An 18,132-nucleotide genomic window follows, 5' to 3' on the forward strand; every position below is an offset into this window, starting at 1 on the left:
GCGCGCAGCTTGCCGAACTGGCACGCCTGCTCGAGGCGGGCACGGTCCGCGTCGCGATCGACAGCACGTTCGCGCTCGCGGATGCCCGGGCCGCGTCGAACGACTTTGCGGCCATCATCTCTGCCACGATGGCCGCCCTTCTGCTCCTTCTGATCGCCGAGTTTCAGGCCGGCGTTCGGAACAACGCTGATGTTGCACGGTTCCTGGCGGATGAGTACGCGGATGCCATCAAGCAGAGCTTCCTTGCGTTCCGTTCCGGTACGCCGCTGACCCCGACGTTGAGGAGCGTGTGGAACGCGAGCTTCAGAGGTATCAGCAGTTGCGACGGTGCTACGGGCGCTGGTGAGGTCGCACCGGAGTCGAACGTAGAGAACGGCGAGCTTGGCGTTCTCCAGAAGGTCGTTGGAGTGGGTGTCGAGGCCTATATTGCGCGGGCAGTATGGGCCACAGCGCCTCCGAAAGCCCGGGCCGGCAGGCTAGTTGACGTCTGCCATGCCATGCCGACCACTCCTGTCACCGTTCGTCGCCACCGATTCCGGGCCGGAGCCGTCGGCTGGATCTCCTTGCTGTCGGCGGGGCGGTCTGACGTTTCTCTGTAGTGGATTTGACGGTTCTTGAAATTCCGGACGTTTGTCTTCGGAAGCATCGCGAATCTTGCGGCGGGAGCCCTTGAGTGGCCATCGACGGGACCAGGATGATGAATAGGTAAGACGCGGCGGTCGCGTGGGCGCATTTTTTCGGGTCCGGTGGATCGGGGAGGCCAGGATTCACCGCAGTGGGGGGAGGGTGAGCCTGTGTGTTTCGCGCGAAGGATTCCGTCGGCTTGCTGGGGTGACGAGGTCGGTGATTCGACGCGGAATTCCTCTCACTTTCCCGCGGCGGTGACGGTTGTGCGTGGCGCGGGACGAGGACGGGTGCCCGGCGCCGTCCTCCCGCCGGGGCACCGTCTGGGTGCCCACGGCGTCGGCTGAGGCGGGTGTCCACCACCAGGAGCCCGGGAACGGGCGTGAACAGGAGTCTTTTGTATGTCGGAACTTTCCGCCGCATCTCCTCACAGCCGCCCGCTCACCCGGGTGGGGGTCGTCGGCTCGGGCACGATGGGGGGCGGTATCGCCGAACTCTGCGCTCGGCGCGGCCTGGACGTGCGTCTCGCGGTGTCTCGTGAGTCCTCCCTCGTCGAAGCTCCGCGCCGCATCAAGGCGTCATTCGACCGGCAGGTCGCGAAGGGCCGGATGACCGAGGACGAGAGCGACGCGGCCCTCGGACGCATATCGGTGACCATGAACCTCGGCAGTTTCGCCGACCGCGAGGTGGTTTTCGAGGCGGTGGTCGAGGACGAACTCGCGAAACGCGAGGTGTTCGCATCCCTCGACAAGGTCCTGCCTTCCGACGCGATACTCGGTACGACCACCTCGGCTTTGTCGATCACGAGGCTGGCCAGCGGTACGGCGCACCCCGAACGTGTCGTCGGTACCCACTTCTTCAACCCGGTGAGCTCGATGCGTCTGATCGAGATCGTGCCGACACTGCTCACCGACGGCAGGCACTGCCACACGGTCGAGCGGTTCGCCGAAGAGGTCCTCGGTAAGACCAGCGTGCGTACGGCCGACCGCAGCGGCTTCGTCGTCAACGCCCTGCTCATCCCCTACCTGCTCGACGCGGTGCGCCTGGTCGAGCAGGGAACGGCCACGGCGGAGCAGGTGGATCAGGCCATGGAACTCGGCTGCGGGCATCCCATGGGCCCGCTGCGACTCGCCGACCTCATCGGTCTCGACGTGGTCGCGGCCATCGCCGACGCCTTGCACCGCGAGTTCAAGCAGCCCCAGTACGCCAGTCCGGCCCCCCTCTCCCGGCTCGTGGAGATCGGATGGCATGGCCGCAAGTCCGGACGCGGCTTCTACCAGTACGCCTGAAGAGTCCACCCTTCCGTACCCCTCCCGTAAGGATCACCGTGCACTCGTACCTGAACGTCAAGAAGTCCGCGGCGACAAGCGACGTCTTTTGGGACATCACCGAGGAGGCCGGCCTGTTCGACATCGTCGTGAAGGGGCTCGGTGACGGGGTGCACCGCTCGGTGGACACCGGGCGTGAGTTCCTCAACATGTCCTCCTACTCCTACCTGGGCCTGGACACCCACCCCGCGCTCGTCCAGGCGGCGGCCGACGCGGTCCTGGCCGAGGGGGCCCTGAACACCTCGACGTCCCGGATGCGGGTGCGGTTCGAGTCGCTGCGCAACGCCGAGGACGCGCTGTGCGAGCTCTGGGACGCCGAGGTCGTCACCGTCGCGTCCTGCGCCGCCGCGGCCTGGGCCACGCTGCCGCTGCTCGCCTCGGGTCTCTTCACCGACGGTGAACCGCCGCTCATGGTGTTCGACCGAAACGCGCACTTCTGCCTCAATGCCATGAAGCCGAGCGTGGCCGACGAGGCCGAAGTGACCACGATCCGCCACAACGACGTGGCGGCTCTGGAGGACCTGTGCAAGAAGCACAAGCAGGTCGCCTACGTAGCGGACGGCGTCTACAGCACCGGTGGCCAGGCGCCGGTGCGGGACCTGCTGCGCCTGCAGGAGACGTACGGCCTGTTCCTCTTCTTCGACGAGGCGCACGGCATCTCCACCGTCGGCGAACGTGGCCGCGGAGTCGTGCTCACCGAGATGGGCGTGATCAACGACCGCACCCTGATCATCACTTCGCTCAACAAGGGGTTCGGCTCCTCCGGTGGCGCGGTCCTGCTGGGCCCCCGCGGGTCGTCACGTCGACGCACCCTCGCGATACGCAACGGCGGCCCGATCATGTGGTCCCAGCGCATCAACACCGCCGGCCTCGGAGCGACGCTGGCCTCGGCCGAACTGCACCGGACCGCCGAACTGGCCACCCTCCAGCAGCGCCTGCAGGACGTCATCGACCTCTTCGACTCGCAGGTGGAGACCGAGCAGCGCGGTGACGGACTGCCGATCCGCCATGTCAACCTCGGTGACGAAGAACTCACCGTCAGGCTCGCCAAGGGCCTTCTGGAGCACGGCTACTACACCTCGCCCATCTTTTTCCCCGTCATCGGACGAGGGAAGGCGGGACTGCGCCTGATGCTGCGCGCCAACATGCGCAAGTCCGACGTCGAGGAGTTCTGCGAGGTGCTGAACCAGCAGTGGGACCAGCTTCGATGACCGTCGTAGGCCGCACAGACCACGGACCGCGCTGCGAGGAGCTGGTGTGACCCTACTCACGACCACCATCGACACCCGATCGGCGGCCTACGCCAGGAACATGGAGGACTTCACCCTCAGCCGCGAGGCCGTCGAGCAGGCCCGGACCGCTGCCGTCGCCGGCGGTGACGCCCGCGCGCACCGCCGCCACGCGGAGCGGGGCAAGCTGACCGCACGCGAGAGGATCTCCTTGCTCCTCGACCCGGGGACGGCGTTCCTGGAGATCGGGCAGATAGCGGCCCACGGCGTGTACGACGTCCCGGTTCCCTCGGCCGCCCTCGTCACGGGCATCGGCGTGGTCTGCGGCCGCCTCGTGATGGTGCACGCCAACGACGCCACCGTCAAAGGCGGGACGTACTTCCCGCTCGGCGTGGAGAAGCAACTGAGGGCACAGGAGATCGCCCGGGAGAACGGGCTGCCGTCGGTCTACCTGGTCGACTCCGGCGGGGTCTTCCTGCCGCTGCAGGAGAACCTCTTCCCCGGGGAGCGCCACCTGGGCAGGATCTTCCGTAACATCGCGGAGATGTCCGCCTCGGGGCTCGTCCAGATCGCGGCGGTCATGGGGTCGTGCACGGCCGGTGGCGCGTACGTGCCGACCATGTGCGACGAGACGGTGATCGTGCGGGGGACCGGCACCGTCTTCCTGGGCGGTCCGCAACTGGTGCAGGCAGCCACCGGCGAGGTGGTCGACGCCGAGACCCTCGGCGGCGCCGACCTGCACACGCGGGTCTCGGGCGTGGCCGACCACCTTGCCGAGGACGACGAGCACGCCCTCTCGCTGGTCCGGGACATCGTCTCGCGACGTCCCGCGCCGCTCGTCAGCGAACCGCCGGTGCCCCCCCGGGAGCCACTGTTCGACCCGGCGGAGCTGCCCGGCATCGTCAGCGCACAGCTACGCGAACCGATCCCCGCCCGCGAGGTCCTGGCGCGGCTCCTGGACGGCAGCGAACTCGTGGAGTACCGCGAGAGGTACGGCACCACCATGGTCTGCGGCACCGGGCGTATCGGCGGCTACCCGGTGGGTGTCCTGATCAACGACGGTGTCCTCTTCCCGGACAGCGCGCTGAAGGCCGCGAACTTCGTCGAGCTGTGCGTGCAGCAGCAGATCCCCCTGCTGTTCCTGCACAATATCAACGGCTTCATGGTCGGCTCCCAGTATGAGGCGGAGGGCATCGCCAAGCACGGTGCCAAGCTCGTCAACGTCGTTTCCACCGCCCGGGTCCCCAAGTTCAGCATCGTCATCGGCGGCAGCTACGGGGCCGGCAATTTCGCCATGTGCGGCCGCTCCATGGGGCCCCGCCTGATGGCCATGTGGCCCAGCGCCCGCTCCACCGTCGTCGGAGCGGAGCAGACGGCGAAGGTGATGACCATGCTGCGCGCCGAACAGCTCGCCAAGCAGGGCGAGACCTTGTCGTCGGCGGAGGCCGAGTCCATCGCGCGCCCCATCATCGAGGCGTACGAGGAGCAGTCGCGACCGGTGTATTTCGCGGCCCGGCTGTGGGTGGACGCGGTGATCGACCCGGTGGACACGCGGGAGTGGATGACGCTGAGCCTGGCCATGGCTGCGGCCGCACCCCAGCAGGAGACGCGTTTCGGCGTCTTCAGGATGTGAGAGGCCGATGCTGAAGCGCGTTCTGATCGCCAATCGCGGGGAGATCGCCCGGCGGATCGCCCGTACCTGCGCCCGTCTTGACATCGAGTACGTCTGCGTGTATTCGACGGCCGACGCCCGCGCGGACCACCTCGCCGGGGCCTTCGCGACCGTCCACCTCGGCGGCGCCTCAGCTGTCGAGAGCTACCTCGACATCGACAAGCTGGTCGACGCCGCCGTGCGCGAGGGCTGCGACGCCGTCCACCCCGGCTACGGCTTCCTTTCGGAGAACGCCGTGTTCGCCGAGCGGGCACGGGAGGCGGGGCTGGTGTTCATCGGCCCGGCGCCGCAGACCATCCGGTCGATGGGCGACAAGGCCACGGCCCGCGCCCTCATGGCCGCGGCCGGCGTCCCGGTGCTTCCCGGGTCCGCCAAGGCCACCGAGTCCCTCGGCACCCTCGTGGCCGACGCCCGCGAGGTCGGCTATCCGGTCATCCTCAAGCCGACGGCCGGCGGTGGCGGCAAGGGCATGCGCGTCGTCCACCGTGAGGCCGACCTCCCCGAAGCCGCTGCCGAGGCCGTCCGCCTGGGCCGCGCCGCCTTCGGCGACGGGCGTGTCCTGGTGGAGCGGTACGTGCCCGCTCCCCGCCACATCGAGGTGCAGGTCTTCGGCGACACCCACGGGAACGTCGTGCACCTGTACGAGCGCGACTGCTCACTGCAGCGCCGGCACCAAAAGATTGTCGAGGAGGCGCCGGCCACCGGCCTTGACCCCCGGGCACGCCAGGCCATGCAGGAGGCCGCCGTGCGAGGGGCGAGCGCCCTGGACTACGTCAACGCAGGCACCTTCGAGTTCATCGTGGGCGAGAACGGCGAGTTCTTCTTCCTGGAGGTCAACACACGGCTGCAGGTCGAGCACCCGGTCACCGAGGAGGTCACCGGCCTCGACCTGGTGGAGTGGCAGCTGCGCGTTGCCGCGGGTGAACCGCTGCCGCTGGCGCAGGACGCCATCACCTGCTCCGGCCATGCAGTCGAGTGCCGCGTCTATGCGGAGGACCCCGCCGCCGGTTTCCAGCCTTCGCCCGGACACGCGCTGCTCGTCCACTGGCCGGCGACACTCCGGGTCGAGGCCGCCTTCGACACCGCCGGCACCGCCTCCGAGCACTACGACCCGATGGTGGCCAAGCTCGTCGCCCACGCCCCCGACCGTGCCACCGCACTGCGCATGCTGTCGGCGGGGCTCAAGGCCACCAGCGTGCTCGGTCTGACCACCAACATCGGGTTCCTCACCCGGCTTCTCGACGAGCCGAAGGTGCTCACCGGGCACACCGACACCCATCTCGTGGACGGCCTCGTCCTGGCCGAACGGGACACTCACCTCGACCGCGCGCTTGCGTGCGTGGCCGCGATGGCCGCCGTTCCCGCCCGTGGCGGCGGCTCGCCCTGGCTCGGCGGCCTGGGCCCGGTGGACCGGACGGCGCTGGACCCCGACGCCCCGCTGGGACGCGTCACCACACAGCACGCCGGTGTGCCGCGCCGTGCGACCGTGCTCGCGCGCAGCGGCACCGCCGTGACCGTCCAGGTCGACGGCCGCCGGCACCTCGTCACGGCCGTCCCCGAGCAGGGGAGATGGACGGGACGGGTGGCCGACACCACCTGGTCGGGCCTGCGTGACGGGGACAGACACGAACTGTGCGTCGGCGGTGAGCGGTTCGCTTTCACCGACCATGTACGCGAGGGCCGGAGCGGTGGGCCCTTGGACCATCAGGTCCGCGCCACGCTCCCCGGCGTCGTGGTCGCCCTCCCGCGTGCCCAGGGCGACCGGGTCGAAGCCGGCGACACCGTCCTGGTGATCGAAGCCATGAAGATGGAGCACCGGCTCCCCGCCCCCGTGCCCGGCCGGATCGTCTCGCTCGGCTGCGCCGAGGGCGACCAGGTGAGCGCGGGACAAGTCCTCGCCGAGCTGCTGCCCGAGGAAACCCCCGCCGGAGCCGAGGATGCGGCCGGCGCCTCCGTCCCACACAACGAAACGGACCGGACATGACCGCTGAGCAGACCGCCGCCCCCACCCTCGTGCTGGTGGGCGGCGCCCGCCCCGTAACCGTCAGCGTCGACAACGTGCTCGATGCCTTGCGGCAGGCCCGGGCGCGGGGTATCCGGACCCACGTCGTCGCCCCGGCCGCGGCCCTGGCGGCCACTCCTGCGGTCACCGAAGCAGCCGACGCCGTCTCCGCCGTCGAGTGCACCGATCCGGAGACGCTCGCCCGCTGGGCGCTACACCAGTCCACGCCGGAGCAGCCGTTCAAAGCCGTCTACGCGCTCCAGGAGATGGCCCAGGTAGCCGTCGCGGAGACCGCCGCGGCCCTGGGCGTCCCCGGCAACGCCCCCGACGCCGTGCGTCGCGTCCGCACCAAGGACCTGTGCCGCCAGGCGCTGGCCGAGGCCGGGTTCCGGCAGCCCCGGGTACGGCTGTGCGAACGTGCCGAGCAGGCGGAGGAGTTCATGACGCAGATCCCGGGCCCGTGGGTGGTCAAGCCCCGTGACGCCATGGGCAGTACGGGCGTCAGCCTCGTCGAACACCGCGAGGACCTGCCCGCGGCGATGGCCGCCCTCCCGGAGCGCGACCGCTTCCTGATCGAGGAGTTCGTGCCCGGACCGGAGTTCAGTGTGGAGGGCGTGTTCCGACAGGGGCGGCCCCAGATCCTGGCCGTCACCGCGAAGGACAAGACGGCCCCGCCCTACTTCGTCGAGCTGGGGCACACCCTTCCCGCGCCGCTCCACCCCAAGGAGGACACGCGCGTACGGGACTGCGTCACCGCGGCGCTGGCGACCCTGGGCATGCGGGTCGGCGCGTTCCACGTGGAAGTGTGGCTCACCCCCGACGAGGTGGTACTCGGCGAGGTGCACGGCCGCTGGGGCGGCGACTGGATCCACCGCATGCTGGCCCACGCCATCCCCGGACTCGACATCCACGGGCTGATCTACGACGACATGCTCGGCGTGGAGCGCCCGCACCCCGAGCCGGCTCCCTCGCGGGGCGCGGCCGTGCGGTACTTCACCCCGCCGCCCGGCCGGCTGGTCCGCGTCCAGGGCTGGGAGGAGGTGCGCCGCCATCAGGCGGTGCTCTACTGCGAGCTGACCGCCGCCGTCGGCGACCGCATTCCCACCGTGCGCCGGTCCACTGACCGCGTGGGGCTGGTCGTCGTCGGCGCCGACAGCGCCCGGGAGGCCGAAGCCACGGCGCGGGAGCTGATCGACTCGGTCGTCTTCACCGTGGAGGAGGACGGCACGCCCTGCTGACCTCACCCGGCCCGGCCGCTCCCACCTTTCCCGAAGGACCTCTGATGACTGACGCCATAGGCGTGCTCGGCACCGGCTCCTACCTGCCCTCCCGGATCGTGTCCAACGAGGAGGTGGCGGGCCCCGCCGGAGTCGACGCCGCCTGGATCGAGCGCAAGACCGGAATCCGTTCACGGCACCGGGCCGCCGCGCACGAGGCCACCTCGGACCTGGCGGCCGCCGCGGCAGCACAGGCCCTGGCCGCCGCGGACGTGGACGCCTGCGAGGTCTCCCTCATCGTCGTCGCCACCTCCACCCCCGACCATCCCCAGCCGGCCACCGCGAGCCTGGTGCAGAACCTCCTGGGCGCGGACCTGGCAGCAGCCGTCGACGTCAACGCCGTCTGCAGCGGTTTCGTCTACGCCCTGGCCATGGCACACGGTCAGCTGGCCGCGCAACGCCGCGGCGGCCTGGCCCTGGTGATCGGCGCCGACGTCTACTCGCGCATCCTGGACCCGTCCGATCGGGGCACGGCCATCCTGTTCGGGGACGGGGCGGGCGCGGTCGTCCTCGGGCCCGTCCCGCGCGGCCGTGGTCTGTACGCCAGCCAACTGCGCGGCTACGGCAGGGACCACGACCTGATCGGCGTCGCCGCCGGCGGGGCCCGGCTGCCCGCCTCGGAACGCACCGTCCGGGAGGGCGGGCACCACTTCCGCATGAAGGGCCGCGCCGTGCGCGAGTTCGTCTCGGCTCACGTTCCCAAGCTGGTCGACCAACTCCTCGTCGAGCACGACGTCCCCTGCGACGAGGTGCGGCACATGGTGCCGCACCAGGCCAACGGCGTCATGCTCGCCGAGCTGTGCGACGAACTGGCCCTGCCGCGGATGACCGCCCACATCAACGTGGACCGGGTCGCCAACACCGGGGCGGCCTCCGTGCCCATCGCCCTGGACGAAGCCGAACGCGCGGGACGTCTCGCAGAGGGCGACACCGTCCTCCTGGCCGCCTTCGGCGGCGGCATGAACAGCGCACTCGCGCTGCTCGAGCGCTGACCGGTGCCGGCCACGCCTTTCCTACCCACCCTCACCGAAGGAAACGGACACACCTCATGACCGCGCTGCTCCCGGACGGCAGACCGCAGCGGCTGCTCGCCGCCGCGACGACGACCACTATGTTGGGCTACGGCATCTATCTGACGGCCGGCGTGCTGTACCTGACGCGCGGTCTTCATCTGCCCGCCGCGCAGGTCGGCCTCGGCATGAGCGTCGCTGGGGCCGTCTCCCTCGCACTGGGCGTTCCCATCGGACACCTCGCCGACCGCGTCGGCGCGCGAATGGTGTACCCGGTGACGCTGGCCGTGGGCTGCCTGTCCATGGTCGGCTTGTGCCTGACCCGCGACCTTTGGGCGTTTGTGGTCTTCGCGACGCTCAACGCGGTGGCTCAGGCCGCGGGACCCGCGGCGCGGGCCCCGCTGGTGCAGAAGTACGGAGGCGACCGCCCGGCTGAGTTCCGCAGCTACCTGCGGGCGGTGACCAACCTGGGTATTGCAGGGGGGTCGGTGGTGGCGGCCTGGGCGATCGAGCGGGACACGCGGACGGCGTACGTACTGATCATCGGCGCGAGCGCGGTCTCCTACGCGGTTGGCGCGCTGACGGCGACCATGCTGCCGAGCCTGGCGCCGTTGCGCAGCCGGCCGGGGCCACGATGGGTGGCCCTGCGGGACAGGCCGTACGTGGCGATCACGATCCTGGACGGGCTGATGGCCGTGCAGTACCGCGTGCTCTCCGTCGCGTTGCCGCTGTGGCTGCTCGGCCGCACCTCGGCGCCGCCGTGGGCGGTGTCCGCCGTCATGCTGCTCAACACGGCCCTGGTCGTGTTGTTCCAGGTCCGCGGCAGCAAGGGGATCGACTCCGTCCCGGCGGGGGCCGCGGCTTTCCGGCGGGCCGGCCTCGCCTTCCTCGTGGCCTGCGGCGCGATGTCGTTGCTGCCAGGGCTGCCGTCCTGGGCCGTCGTGGTGGTCCTGCTGGCGGCGGTCACCGCACACACCGTGGGGGAGATCTGGCAGGCGGCAGGAGGCTTCGAGCTCTCCTTCGCCCTGGCTCCCAAAGAGTCCGTGGGCCAGTACCAGGGCCTGTTCGGCATGGGCCTCGGCCTCGGGACCACCCTCGGGCCGTCCGTCCTGATCGCCCTGTGCATCGGGCAGGGCAAGCTGGGCTGGTGGATCGTCGGGGCCGGCTTCGCTCTCACCGGCCTCGCCGTCCCGCCCGTCACCCGCTGGGCCCAGCGCAGCGCGGCGGCCCCCCTCCTTCAGGTGGACGGGGAGCAGGCGGCCCCCGCAGACGAGCACGGCGCGGCTCCCTCCGCGCGGGCTGCCGACCCGGTCGAGGCCACCGTGCCGTACGCGGCCGCCGAACTCTCCGGTGCGCCCCGCGAATGTGTCGAGGGGACGGGACATGCGTGATGCGGGCCGGTCGGAGCGGACGCGGGACTTGCTGGTGCGCGCCACGGCGCAAGTGATCGCCCAAGGGCGCCCCGCCGACGCCGGTCTGGTGACCATCGTCAACCGGGCCGGAGTGAGCAGAGGCGCCCTGTACCACCACTTCCCGTCCACCACCGAGCTGATCGCGACGGTGTACCGCCAGGCGCGGTGCAGGGTGCTCGCGATGGCGCGGGCACGGCTGGTCGGTCCCGCCTCCGAGGGCCTGGGATGCTTCCTCGCCGAGCTCGGGCGGGAGATGACCGACGACGAGGTGGTCCGTGCCGGCATGCAACTGGCCGCGGACGGCACCACGGGGCCACCGGCCCTGCGCGACGAGGTGCTGGCACTCGTCCGTACCTACATGCTCGGCCAGCACGGCGAGGACGAACCGGCGTCGGCACCGCTGGTCGAGGTGGCGGAGCTGGTGACGGCGGGGGTCACCACGGTCAGGTTCGACGCGATGGCGTTCGAGTCCCAGTGGCAGCTGCTGAAACCCCTGTTCGCCGCGGCACGGGCCGCGCCCGGCCGTAGCCCGGCGACGTGAGTGACGGTGTGCCGGGCGGGACGCCCGTTGCGGCACACCGCCGGCGCCCCGGCCTCAGCTGTCCGCGTCCGGCTCGCACGGCGCCGGGTTGGTGCGCAGCCTCAGCAGGAGCCCCGGTACGGCCAGACCGGGCAGTATGAACTGCCAGAAGGCGCTTACCCCTTGGAGCAGGTCACGACGCCCGCTGTAGACCTGCGACATGATCTGGAGGCCGGTGAAGGAGCCCACGATGGTCCACGCGGCGGCCTCGAGGTCGACTCCGGGCAGCAGCTCGCCCTGCCGTTCGGCGCGACGCAGCAGCTGGTACACGGCCGTCCGGGACTGTTCGTAGGGGGCCGCCCGTCCATGGGACAAGGACGTGTGCTCGGTGGCCAACCGCACGGCAGCACGCAACACCTGGTCCTCCTGCAGGCGTTCGGCGAAGCCGATGGTGAGGTCGATGACGGCCTGGACGGCCACCGGATGCTCGGGCATCACCAGGGCATCTTCGTGCACCGACATGAGGGCAGTGGCGATGGCCTCTTTGGAGGGGAAGTGGTGGTACAGCGAACCACGGGTCAGGTCGGTGCGGGAGAGGATCTCCGTGGTGCTGGCGGCGTCGTAGCCTCGCTGCTCGAAGACGCTGGCAGCCGCTTCCAGGATCTGCTGCCGCGAGCGTGCCCCTCGCTCCTGTTTGGCCATGCTGTGCCCCCATTCCGGGGTAAATAGTCTGATTTGTTTACACTGTATCGGCCCGGTGGTGTGGGCCTTCGTACGGGGTCGTGGGTGGTCGGCGCGGCCTGGGCCGGCGACGCGGACGGCATGCTCAGGGATGCCCTATGCGGAAGCCGACCCCTCGGACCGTGATGATCCACTCGCTCGACCCGAGCTTGCCGCGCAGGCTGCTGACGTGTGTGTCGACGGTGCGGAACTGCCGCGACGTACTGTCGCCCCAGACCTGCGACATGAGGTGACGCCTGGTCACCACGCGATCCGGATGGGAGACCAGCAGGTGTAGCAGTTCGAACTCCTTGCGGGTCAGCGCCACCGGTCGCCCCTCGAGTGTGACCTCCCGGGAACCCGGATCGAGTCGCAGCGGCCCCCGTACGACGGTCCGGGCGTCGGGTGACGGGCGGCGGACCCGGCGCATCAGGGCGTCCATCCGCGCCAGCAACTCGCGCATTCCGTAGGGCTTGACGAGGTAGTCGTCGGCACCGGCCTGCAGGCCCAGCACCCTGTCCAGTTCCGCCCCGCGCGTCGAGGTGGCGATGACCGGCGTGTCACTGACCGACCGGATGGCCCGGCACACCTGCAACCCGTCCATGTCGGGCAGGTCGAGGTCGAGGAGGACCAAGTCGACCTCCGTGAAGACTTGCAGTGTTCTGATCCCCGTTCCCGTACTGCGGGTGACGAAGCCCTGCCGGGTCAACTCCCGTGCCAGGGAGTCGGCGTCGGCGGGCTCACTCTCGGCCACGAGTACGCGCAGTGCCTCGGCGGCCGGAACGGGGTGGCCGACCGCGGCGGTCGGCGGCGCGAACGGCTCCCGGGCCCCCGAGCGGCGCCCCGGGAGGGGAACGAGGAGATCTGCGGCGTGCCGAGTCATCTGGTCCTCCCGGAGGGGCGCCATCGGTGCGAGGCGCATGAGGGCAACTTAACATACAGACTTATCTGTTTGTTGGTGGAAGCGGGATGCGGGCTCGATGAGCGGCCGCGCTTCCGCGTAAACGACGGCCGGCACGTCACCGATCGATTGGCGTACTCGCCAGGGGCAGTTGAGAGCCGGTGAAGGGGAGTCGGGCGAACCGTTACCGACGCGCTCAAGACCGTGCGAAGCCCCTCAATCGTGCATGGGGAAACTTTTACTGTTCGTACGTACAGGCTTGTCTGTATGTTGTCGCCAGCCGGGATCGGCCCACGGGGGGTGGCTGAGATCAAGCGACTTCCCCTGCCTTCATCGCGACTGACAGGAGTCCCTTGTGTCTGCTCTCACCGACCCGCCCCACGCGAACCTCGTCGACGTCCTCGCGCCGCACGGCGCACGTCACACCGCTCCCGGCCACGCCGTGTCCGGACACGCCGCCCCCCGTCACGCCTCCCTCGCCCACGCCAGAACGCTCACCACGACCGTCCCCCGTGAGTACGTCCACCGCAGTGCCGTCTCGGAAGTGCTCCTGACCGGCTGGAGACCGGCGGCGGGGGACGCCGCCACGCCGCGCTTCACGGTGAGAGCCCAGTGGCCGCGCGCACACACTCTGTTCTCGTGCGTGCGGGGCCAGCAGGACCCGATGATGATCGTCGAGTCCGTCCGCCAGATCGGCGCCCTCCTCGCCCACGCCGAATTCGGCGTCCCGTTCGGGCACCACTTCATGATGGATGAGATCGCCTTCGCCGCGGAGCCGGCCCTCCTGGCCGCACAGGCCACCCCCACCGAGGTCGAGTTGCGCACCGTCTGCCGCCCTCAGACCCGCCCCGGCGGGAAGCTGACCGGGATGCGTTACGACGTCGTCATCGTGCGCGAGGGCAGGGAGCTGGGCACGGCCCACGCGGCCTTCCAGTGCCTCACACCGGTCGTCCACCGCAGGCTGCGGGGGGAAAGGCCGACCACGACGACCCGGCCCCTTCCGCCCGCCGCCGCGCGGGCCTCGGTGGGCCGCCTGTGCGACCTGGACGTGCTCCTTGCCCAGCCGCAGGAGATGGGCTGCCTGCGCTGGGAGTTGCGGGTCGATACCGCACACCCCACCTTCTTCGACCACCCGGTGGACCACGTCCCCGGGATGGTGCTGCTGGAGGCCGCCCGCCAGGCGGCGCGCGCCTCGGCGGGCGCACCCGACCTGCTCCTGCTGACCCTGGACAGCCGGTTCCTGCGCTACGTGGAACTCGACGCGCCGTGCTGGATCGAGGTGACCTCGGTGGAGCGCCGCGACCAGGGCCAGGCCCTGGTGCGAGTGTGCGGTGTGCAGGGCGGCGAGAGGGTCTTCACCGCAGACCTGGCCCTGCAGGCCCACACCGCCTGAACCGTCGACGTCGGAAGGAGGCGGGCCGGCGTGCCAGTCGTGCTCATCAGCGGCGCCACCGGCTTCATCGGGGCGCACACGGTGACGGAGGCGGCGTCCCGCGGGGTCGCCTTGAGGCTCATGTGCCGTCGGCCGCCTCCGGAGTCGACCGGACACATCGCGGTCCAGGCGGACCTTGCCGATCCCGACAGCCTGCGCGGCAGTTGCGCGGGAGCTGACATCCTCATCCACTGTGCCTCCCACATCGGGGACTCCGTCGAGGACAACGAGACCGTCAACGCCCGCGGGACCGAGGCGCTGGTGCGTGAGGCGTGCCGAGCGGGCGTGACCCGCGTGGTCTATCTGAGCACGGCCTCCGTGTACGGCCGCGGAACCTTCCGGGGCGCCCGCCCGCAGGACCTCCCGCGGAACCCCGGCTCGCCGACCTCGGCGAGCCGGGCGCGCGCAGAGGACGCGGTCCTCGCCTCGGGCGGGATCGTGCTCCGGCCCCACCTGGTCTACGGCGCCGGGGACAGGTGGGTGGCGCCCGGCCTGGTGAGAATCATGCGCGCGGTGCCCGCCACGGCGGACGCCTGGGCATCCCGCCTGTCCCTGATCGCCGTCTCCGACCTGGCCCGGCTGCTGGTGGGCGCAGCGTTGGCACCCAGAGGAAACCTGACAGCCTCCATCTACCACGCCGCGCACCCCACACCGGTGGCCGCGGGGACACTCATGCGCGCCGTCGCAGTCTGCGCGGGCCTGGACTGGCCGGGCGGCGTGGCCGGCGCCGAGCAGGTGCGTCCCTTGCCGGCGGCAGCGGACGGTCTGCCGCCGGCCCTCGCGATGCTCCTCACCGACCACTTCTTCGACGCTGAACCCCTGTGGCAGGACCTGCGCCTGCCCCCGGGCGAGGACTTCGCGACGGGCTTCGCCCGGGTGGCTCCGTGGTATGAGCGGGCGTGGGCAAGGAGATAGGGCGGAGGTGCTGAGGATCTGAAACTGGACACCCCGTGGTCATGAAGAACTATCCGCCGCAGTTCAAGGCGGACGCGGTCGCGCTGTACCAGTCGCGGTCCGACGCGACGATTCGGCAGGCGGCCGCCGACCTGGGGATTAATACTGCAATCGGGTCTGTCCAGGCAACGGCTCTGTTCCGTAGTCGGTGGTGACGGTCGGTGGTCGTTATTGCAGCAGGATGCGGTGGCGGAGGAGGTCGAATCCTGCTCGGCCGTGCATCTGCCGCATGATCCTCTTGGTTCGGGTGTTGACGCCTTCGGTGCGGCCGTTGCTCCAAGGGAGGGTCAGTCCGGCATTGACGGCGGCGCGGTCGAGTTCGAGGCCGTTGCAGAAGCTGTGCAGGTGGGGCAGGTCGGCACTGCGGGCTTGGGCGATTCACCCGGTGAGCTTGGAGTCGTTGCCGCCGGCGGGCGTCAGGAGGGCGGCGAATTCGCGGATGAGGGTGGTGAGCTGGGTCATCTCGGGGCAGGCCGCGGTGAGGAGGCCGAGCAGGTCAGTGTCCTTGGTTCGTAGGCGTTCGGGGTGGGTGAGCAGGAGCCGGGCGAGGTGGCGCGGGGTTGTCACGGGGCGGTCGCCTTCGGCGCGGCCCTGGTTGAGGTAGCGGACCAGCAGGTTGGCGCTGCCGGTGTAGCCGAGTTCCCTGATCTCGTGGAGGAGGTGGGTGACGGGGACGGCTGGGTTGTCGGACCGCACCATCGTCGATCCCTACCGCGACCACCTGCGTCAGCGCCCCAGTTCTGGGTGGTCCAGTTCGGCGCGGCGTATGGCCTGGTTCAGGAAGTCGAGCTGGCCGCCCCGGTAGTAGGGCGCGCGGCCTTCCTTGTACCAGATCAGTTCCAGCATCCCCCAGCCGTCGTCGATGCTGCGGCCGTCGCGTGTGTAGTGAAAGCTGTAGATGGCCTTCGCCATGGTGGCGCTCAACTCCACGGTCTCCGTGACTCCGGGCCGAGCAAGAGTCGCATGGTCGGCCCGGATGCCGGGTGGCGTCTCGTGGTACATCAGAAACGCCCAGTCGCCTGCCTGTCCGAGGCAGCAGGACTCCCAGGCAAGGTCCCCGTAGTCGCGGCTGGAGCCTTCCATGCCGCGCAAGTCTGCCAGGCGCATCCCGGTAGCGATCTGTTCCGGGTCGGCTCCGTGGAGCAGGGCGATCTGTTCGGCGCTGACGTCCTTGCCGCGGAAGAAGGCAAGGTGGGTGTAGGGGTCCTGGTCGCGCCAGGAGTCGGAGATCCAGGCGAGGCGTTCCAACGGGTCACGTCCGCACGGCTGTGACGCATGCATACCGTCGACGCCGCCGCTGCGGAACCTGCTTCCCCACGCGGGGGCGATCCGGTCCAGCATCTCCGCCTGCTCGGTGACGAGATTGGTCGCCAGGCCCAGACTGGAGGAGCGGGTACGCTCCACGAGCCGACCGACGGCTTCCTCGGCGGCGAAGTACAGCACCTGGTCGAGGTCCCGGGTGGTGAAAACCGACGCATAGGGGCCGTGGTGGCCGTGCACAGTGCCGTCTTCGTCCAGAACGAGAAAGAGACCGCCGGGATCGCCTGCGCGCTGCGAGTACTGGTCGGGTGATGTGCCGGTCGGCGGGAACATGGCGTCATTGAGCAGGTCAGAGCCTGCGGCTATCTGATGCCAGGCCCGTTTGAGTACGTCCTCCGTGATCTGCACGGGCGTCAGTATGCGGCCATGCACTGACATCGCCCTGCCGAAGAATGCCCCGGCACCTTCTCGCCTCTGTACTTCGAGAGGTCTACACAGTGGTGTACGCGGACATCATGCTGGCGGAACCGAGTAAGCGCGGATGCTCTCCTTGACGGGCGAGGGAATGCGGGTGGCGAAGTCTGATTTCCTCGTCGATAAAGTCCAGCAGGTGCGCGATGCGCTGCGGGATTCGTCGGCGAGCGTCGCGCTGTTCCTGGAGTACATCCCGCAGAACCTGCACGAGTGGCCGGACGTTCAGGTCAAAGCCGACGATGAGACGGCTGAGCAGGCAAGCACCATGGTGGCGAGAGAACTTGAGGCCGGGACCTCTTTCATGAACGCTCTCGGGCTCCTGCACGTCGATGGCCACTTCCAGAACATCCTTACCGACGGCAACGTCTGTTCTTCACGGACTACGGCCTCGCGATCTCCTCCAGGTTCGACCTGTCGAAGGAAGAGGCCGACCGCTTCGCCGATCACCAGACCTATGACCGCTGCTACACCGTCACCCACCTGGTGCAGTGGCTCGTCACCGCCTTGTACGGGTACGAGCGGGACGAGCGCAGCGCGTTCGTGCACGCCTGCGCTCGAGGGGAACCTCCGACGGGAATTCCGCCGCAGGTCGCGGCGATCCTCATCCGCCACGCCCCGGTCGCCGCAGTGATGACGGACTACTACCGCGAGTTCCGTTTTAAGATAAGGCAGACCCCGTATCCCCTGGAGGCGATCCGCCGGATCGGCGGGCCGGATAGCTTGTTCATTATCTGATGGAACGGGGTGGCCAACAGTCGGGCTACACGCGGGAGGATCCGGGGGCCCTGATCCGATTCTGCTGAACGGCCTGCCTGCCTTGCCCGTAGCCACCGCGCGCCCGATCGTCCTGACCGCTACTGAACGGCACCAGCTGCAGAAAGCGGCCTACGGCCACGGGACCCCGCACCAGGACCGCCCGCGGGCGCAGATCGTGCTGCAGGCTGCCCGGGGGGCTGGGCAACGCAGCGATCGCCCGCGGAACGGGAGCGCACCTAGACACCGTGCGCACCTGGCAGGGCTGCTTCTCGGGACGCATCAGCGGCAACATGCCGACCGCACCGGTCATCGCACCGCTTGAAACACCATTGGGAATCAGTGTGCGGCGGCCATCAGGGGCAGGACGTTCACCAAGGTCTCGCCGTGCGCGTAGCGGTGCAGCTGCTGCGTGATGAAGGCGAGGGACGCAGGGATGAAGGCGTCGGTGAAGGCCCCGACGTGCGGGGTGATCAGGATGCCGGGCTGGTGCCACAGCGGGTGACCGCTGGGCAGCGGCTCGGGCGCGGTCACGTCCAGCGCTGCGCGCAGCCGCCCGCGCCC

At 69.9% G+C, this 18,132-nt stretch carries 18 protein-coding genes and 1 pseudogene; 13 read left to right on the forward strand and 6 right to left on the reverse strand.

Annotated features, from left to right (window positions below; genetic code table 11):
• The 9 genes from ACIP98_RS40140 to ACIP98_RS40180 form a co-directional block, all read left to right on the forward strand.
• Nucleotides 1-599 (forward strand): hypothetical protein (locus ACIP98_RS40140; RefSeq protein WP_401981460.1); only part of this gene is annotated, 599 nt, incomplete at its 5' end.
• Nucleotides 600-1,025: 426 nt separating this feature from the next.
• On the forward strand, nt 1,026-1,913 hold the full coding sequence (locus ACIP98_RS40145) for a 3-hydroxybutyryl-CoA dehydrogenase (protein WP_401981462.1): 888 nt from the start codon (nt 1,026-1,028) through the stop codon (nt 1,911-1,913).
• Nucleotides 1,914-1,951: 38 nt separating this feature from the next.
• Nucleotides 1,952-3,163: an aminotransferase class I/II-fold pyridoxal phosphate-dependent enzyme gene (locus tag ACIP98_RS40150; RefSeq protein ID WP_401981463.1), complete on the forward strand. Its 1,212-nt coding sequence runs from the start codon at nt 1,952-1,954 to the stop codon at nt 3,161-3,163.
• Nucleotides 3,164-3,263: 100 nt separating this feature from the next.
• Nucleotides 3,264-4,814 (forward strand): acyl-CoA carboxylase subunit beta, encoded by a 1,551-nt coding sequence (locus tag ACIP98_RS40155; RefSeq protein WP_401981492.1) that lies wholly within the window; start codon nt 3,264-3,266, stop codon nt 4,812-4,814.
• Nucleotides 4,815-4,821: 7 nt separating this feature from the next.
• A complete protein-coding gene (locus ACIP98_RS40160) occupies nt 4,822-6,837 on the forward strand; it encodes an acetyl/propionyl/methylcrotonyl-CoA carboxylase subunit alpha (protein WP_401981464.1) in 2,016 nt (671 codons plus the stop codon).
• On the forward strand, nt 6,834-8,093 hold the full coding sequence (locus tag ACIP98_RS40165) for an ATP-grasp domain-containing protein (protein ID WP_401981466.1): 1,260 nt from the start codon (nt 6,834-6,836) through the stop codon (nt 8,091-8,093). The genes ACIP98_RS40160 and ACIP98_RS40165 overlap by 4 nt, the downstream gene beginning before the upstream one ends.
• 44 nt (nt 8,094-8,137) lie before the next feature.
• Nucleotides 8,138-9,124 (forward strand): 3-oxoacyl-ACP synthase III family protein, encoded by a 987-nt coding sequence (locus ACIP98_RS40170; protein ID WP_401981467.1) that lies wholly within the window; start codon nt 8,138-8,140, stop codon nt 9,122-9,124.
• 56 nt (nt 9,125-9,180) lie between these two features.
• Nucleotides 9,181-10,533, forward strand: coding sequence for an MFS transporter (locus ACIP98_RS40175; protein ID WP_401981470.1), 1,353 nt, complete (start codon nt 9,181-9,183; stop codon nt 10,531-10,533).
• Nucleotides 10,526-11,095 carry a TetR family transcriptional regulator gene (locus ACIP98_RS40180; RefSeq protein ID WP_401981472.1) on the forward strand — a complete coding sequence of 190 codons (570 nt, stop codon included), beginning with the start codon at nt 10,526-10,528 and terminating at the stop codon, nt 11,093-11,095. Before ACIP98_RS40175 ends, ACIP98_RS40180 begins: the two co-directional genes overlap by 8 nt.
• Nucleotides 11,096-11,149: 54 nt before the next feature.
• Here ACIP98_RS40180 and ACIP98_RS40185 read toward each other — a convergent pair whose 3' ends face one another.
• On the reverse strand, nt 11,150-11,776 hold the full coding sequence (locus tag ACIP98_RS40185) for a ScbR family autoregulator-binding transcription factor (protein WP_401981474.1): 627 nt from the start codon (nt 11,774-11,776) through the stop codon (nt 11,150-11,152).
• 124 nt (nt 11,777-11,900) lie between these two features.
• Nucleotides 11,901-12,677, reverse strand: coding sequence for a response regulator transcription factor (locus tag ACIP98_RS40190; RefSeq protein ID WP_401981476.1), 777 nt, complete (start codon nt 12,675-12,677; stop codon nt 11,901-11,903).
• Between the two features lie 373 nt (nt 12,678-13,050).
• Between ACIP98_RS40190 and ACIP98_RS40195 the strand changes: the two genes are divergently transcribed.
• From ACIP98_RS40195 to ACIP98_RS40205, 3 genes are read left to right on the forward strand one after another with little or no spacing between them, the layout of a single operon-like run.
• Nucleotides 13,051-14,088 carry a ScbA/BarX family gamma-butyrolactone biosynthesis protein gene (locus tag ACIP98_RS40195; protein WP_401981478.1) on the forward strand — a complete coding sequence of 346 codons (1,038 nt, stop codon included), beginning with the start codon at nt 13,051-13,053 and terminating at the stop codon, nt 14,086-14,088.
• Between the two features lie 39 nt (nt 14,089-14,127).
• On the forward strand, nt 14,128-15,042 hold the full coding sequence (locus ACIP98_RS40200) for an NAD-dependent epimerase/dehydratase family protein (RefSeq protein ID WP_401981494.1): 915 nt from the start codon (nt 14,128-14,130) through the stop codon (nt 15,040-15,042).
• A gap of 41 nt (nt 15,043-15,083) precedes the next feature.
• Nucleotides 15,084-15,236 carry a transposase gene (locus tag ACIP98_RS40205; protein WP_401981481.1) on the forward strand — a complete coding sequence of 51 codons (153 nt, stop codon included), beginning with the start codon at nt 15,084-15,086 and terminating at the stop codon, nt 15,234-15,236.
• A gap of 13 nt (nt 15,237-15,249) precedes the next feature.
• On the opposite strand, the pseudogene ACIP98_RS40210 reads toward ACIP98_RS40205, so the two are convergent.
• The 3 genes and pseudogenes from ACIP98_RS40210 to ACIP98_RS40220 form a co-directional block, all read right to left on the reverse strand.
• A pseudogene (locus ACIP98_RS40210) lies at nt 15,250-15,774 on the reverse strand (transposase); the annotation flags it as partial.
• Nucleotides 15,775-15,807: 33 nt separating this feature from the next.
• The gene (locus ACIP98_RS40215; RefSeq protein WP_401981483.1) at nt 15,808-16,749 is read right to left on the reverse strand and encodes a hypothetical protein; all 942 of its coding nucleotides are present in this window, start codon (nt 16,747-16,749) and stop codon (nt 15,808-15,810) included.
• 82 nt (nt 16,750-16,831) lie between these two features.
• Nucleotides 16,832-17,152, reverse strand: coding sequence for a hypothetical protein (locus ACIP98_RS40220; protein ID WP_401981484.1), 321 nt, complete (start codon nt 17,150-17,152; stop codon nt 16,832-16,834).
• A gap of 146 nt (nt 17,153-17,298) precedes the next feature.
• On the opposite strand from ACIP98_RS40220, the gene ACIP98_RS40225 reads away from it, so the two are divergent.
• Nucleotides 17,299-17,550: a hypothetical protein gene (locus ACIP98_RS40225; RefSeq protein ID WP_401981486.1), complete on the forward strand. Its 252-nt coding sequence runs from the start codon at nt 17,299-17,301 to the stop codon at nt 17,548-17,550.
• A 357-nt stretch (nt 17,551-17,907) separates the two neighbouring features.
• Here the strand turns inward: ACIP98_RS40225 and ACIP98_RS40230 are convergent.
• On the reverse strand, nt 17,908-18,132 hold a 225-nt coding region (locus ACIP98_RS40230; protein WP_401981489.1), incomplete at its 5' end, for an NAD(P)-dependent oxidoreductase.

The organism is Streptomyces sp. NPDC088354 (genome assembly GCF_044753585.1).
Classification (GTDB): Bacteria; Actinomycetota; Actinomycetes; order Streptomycetales; family Streptomycetaceae; genus Actinacidiphila.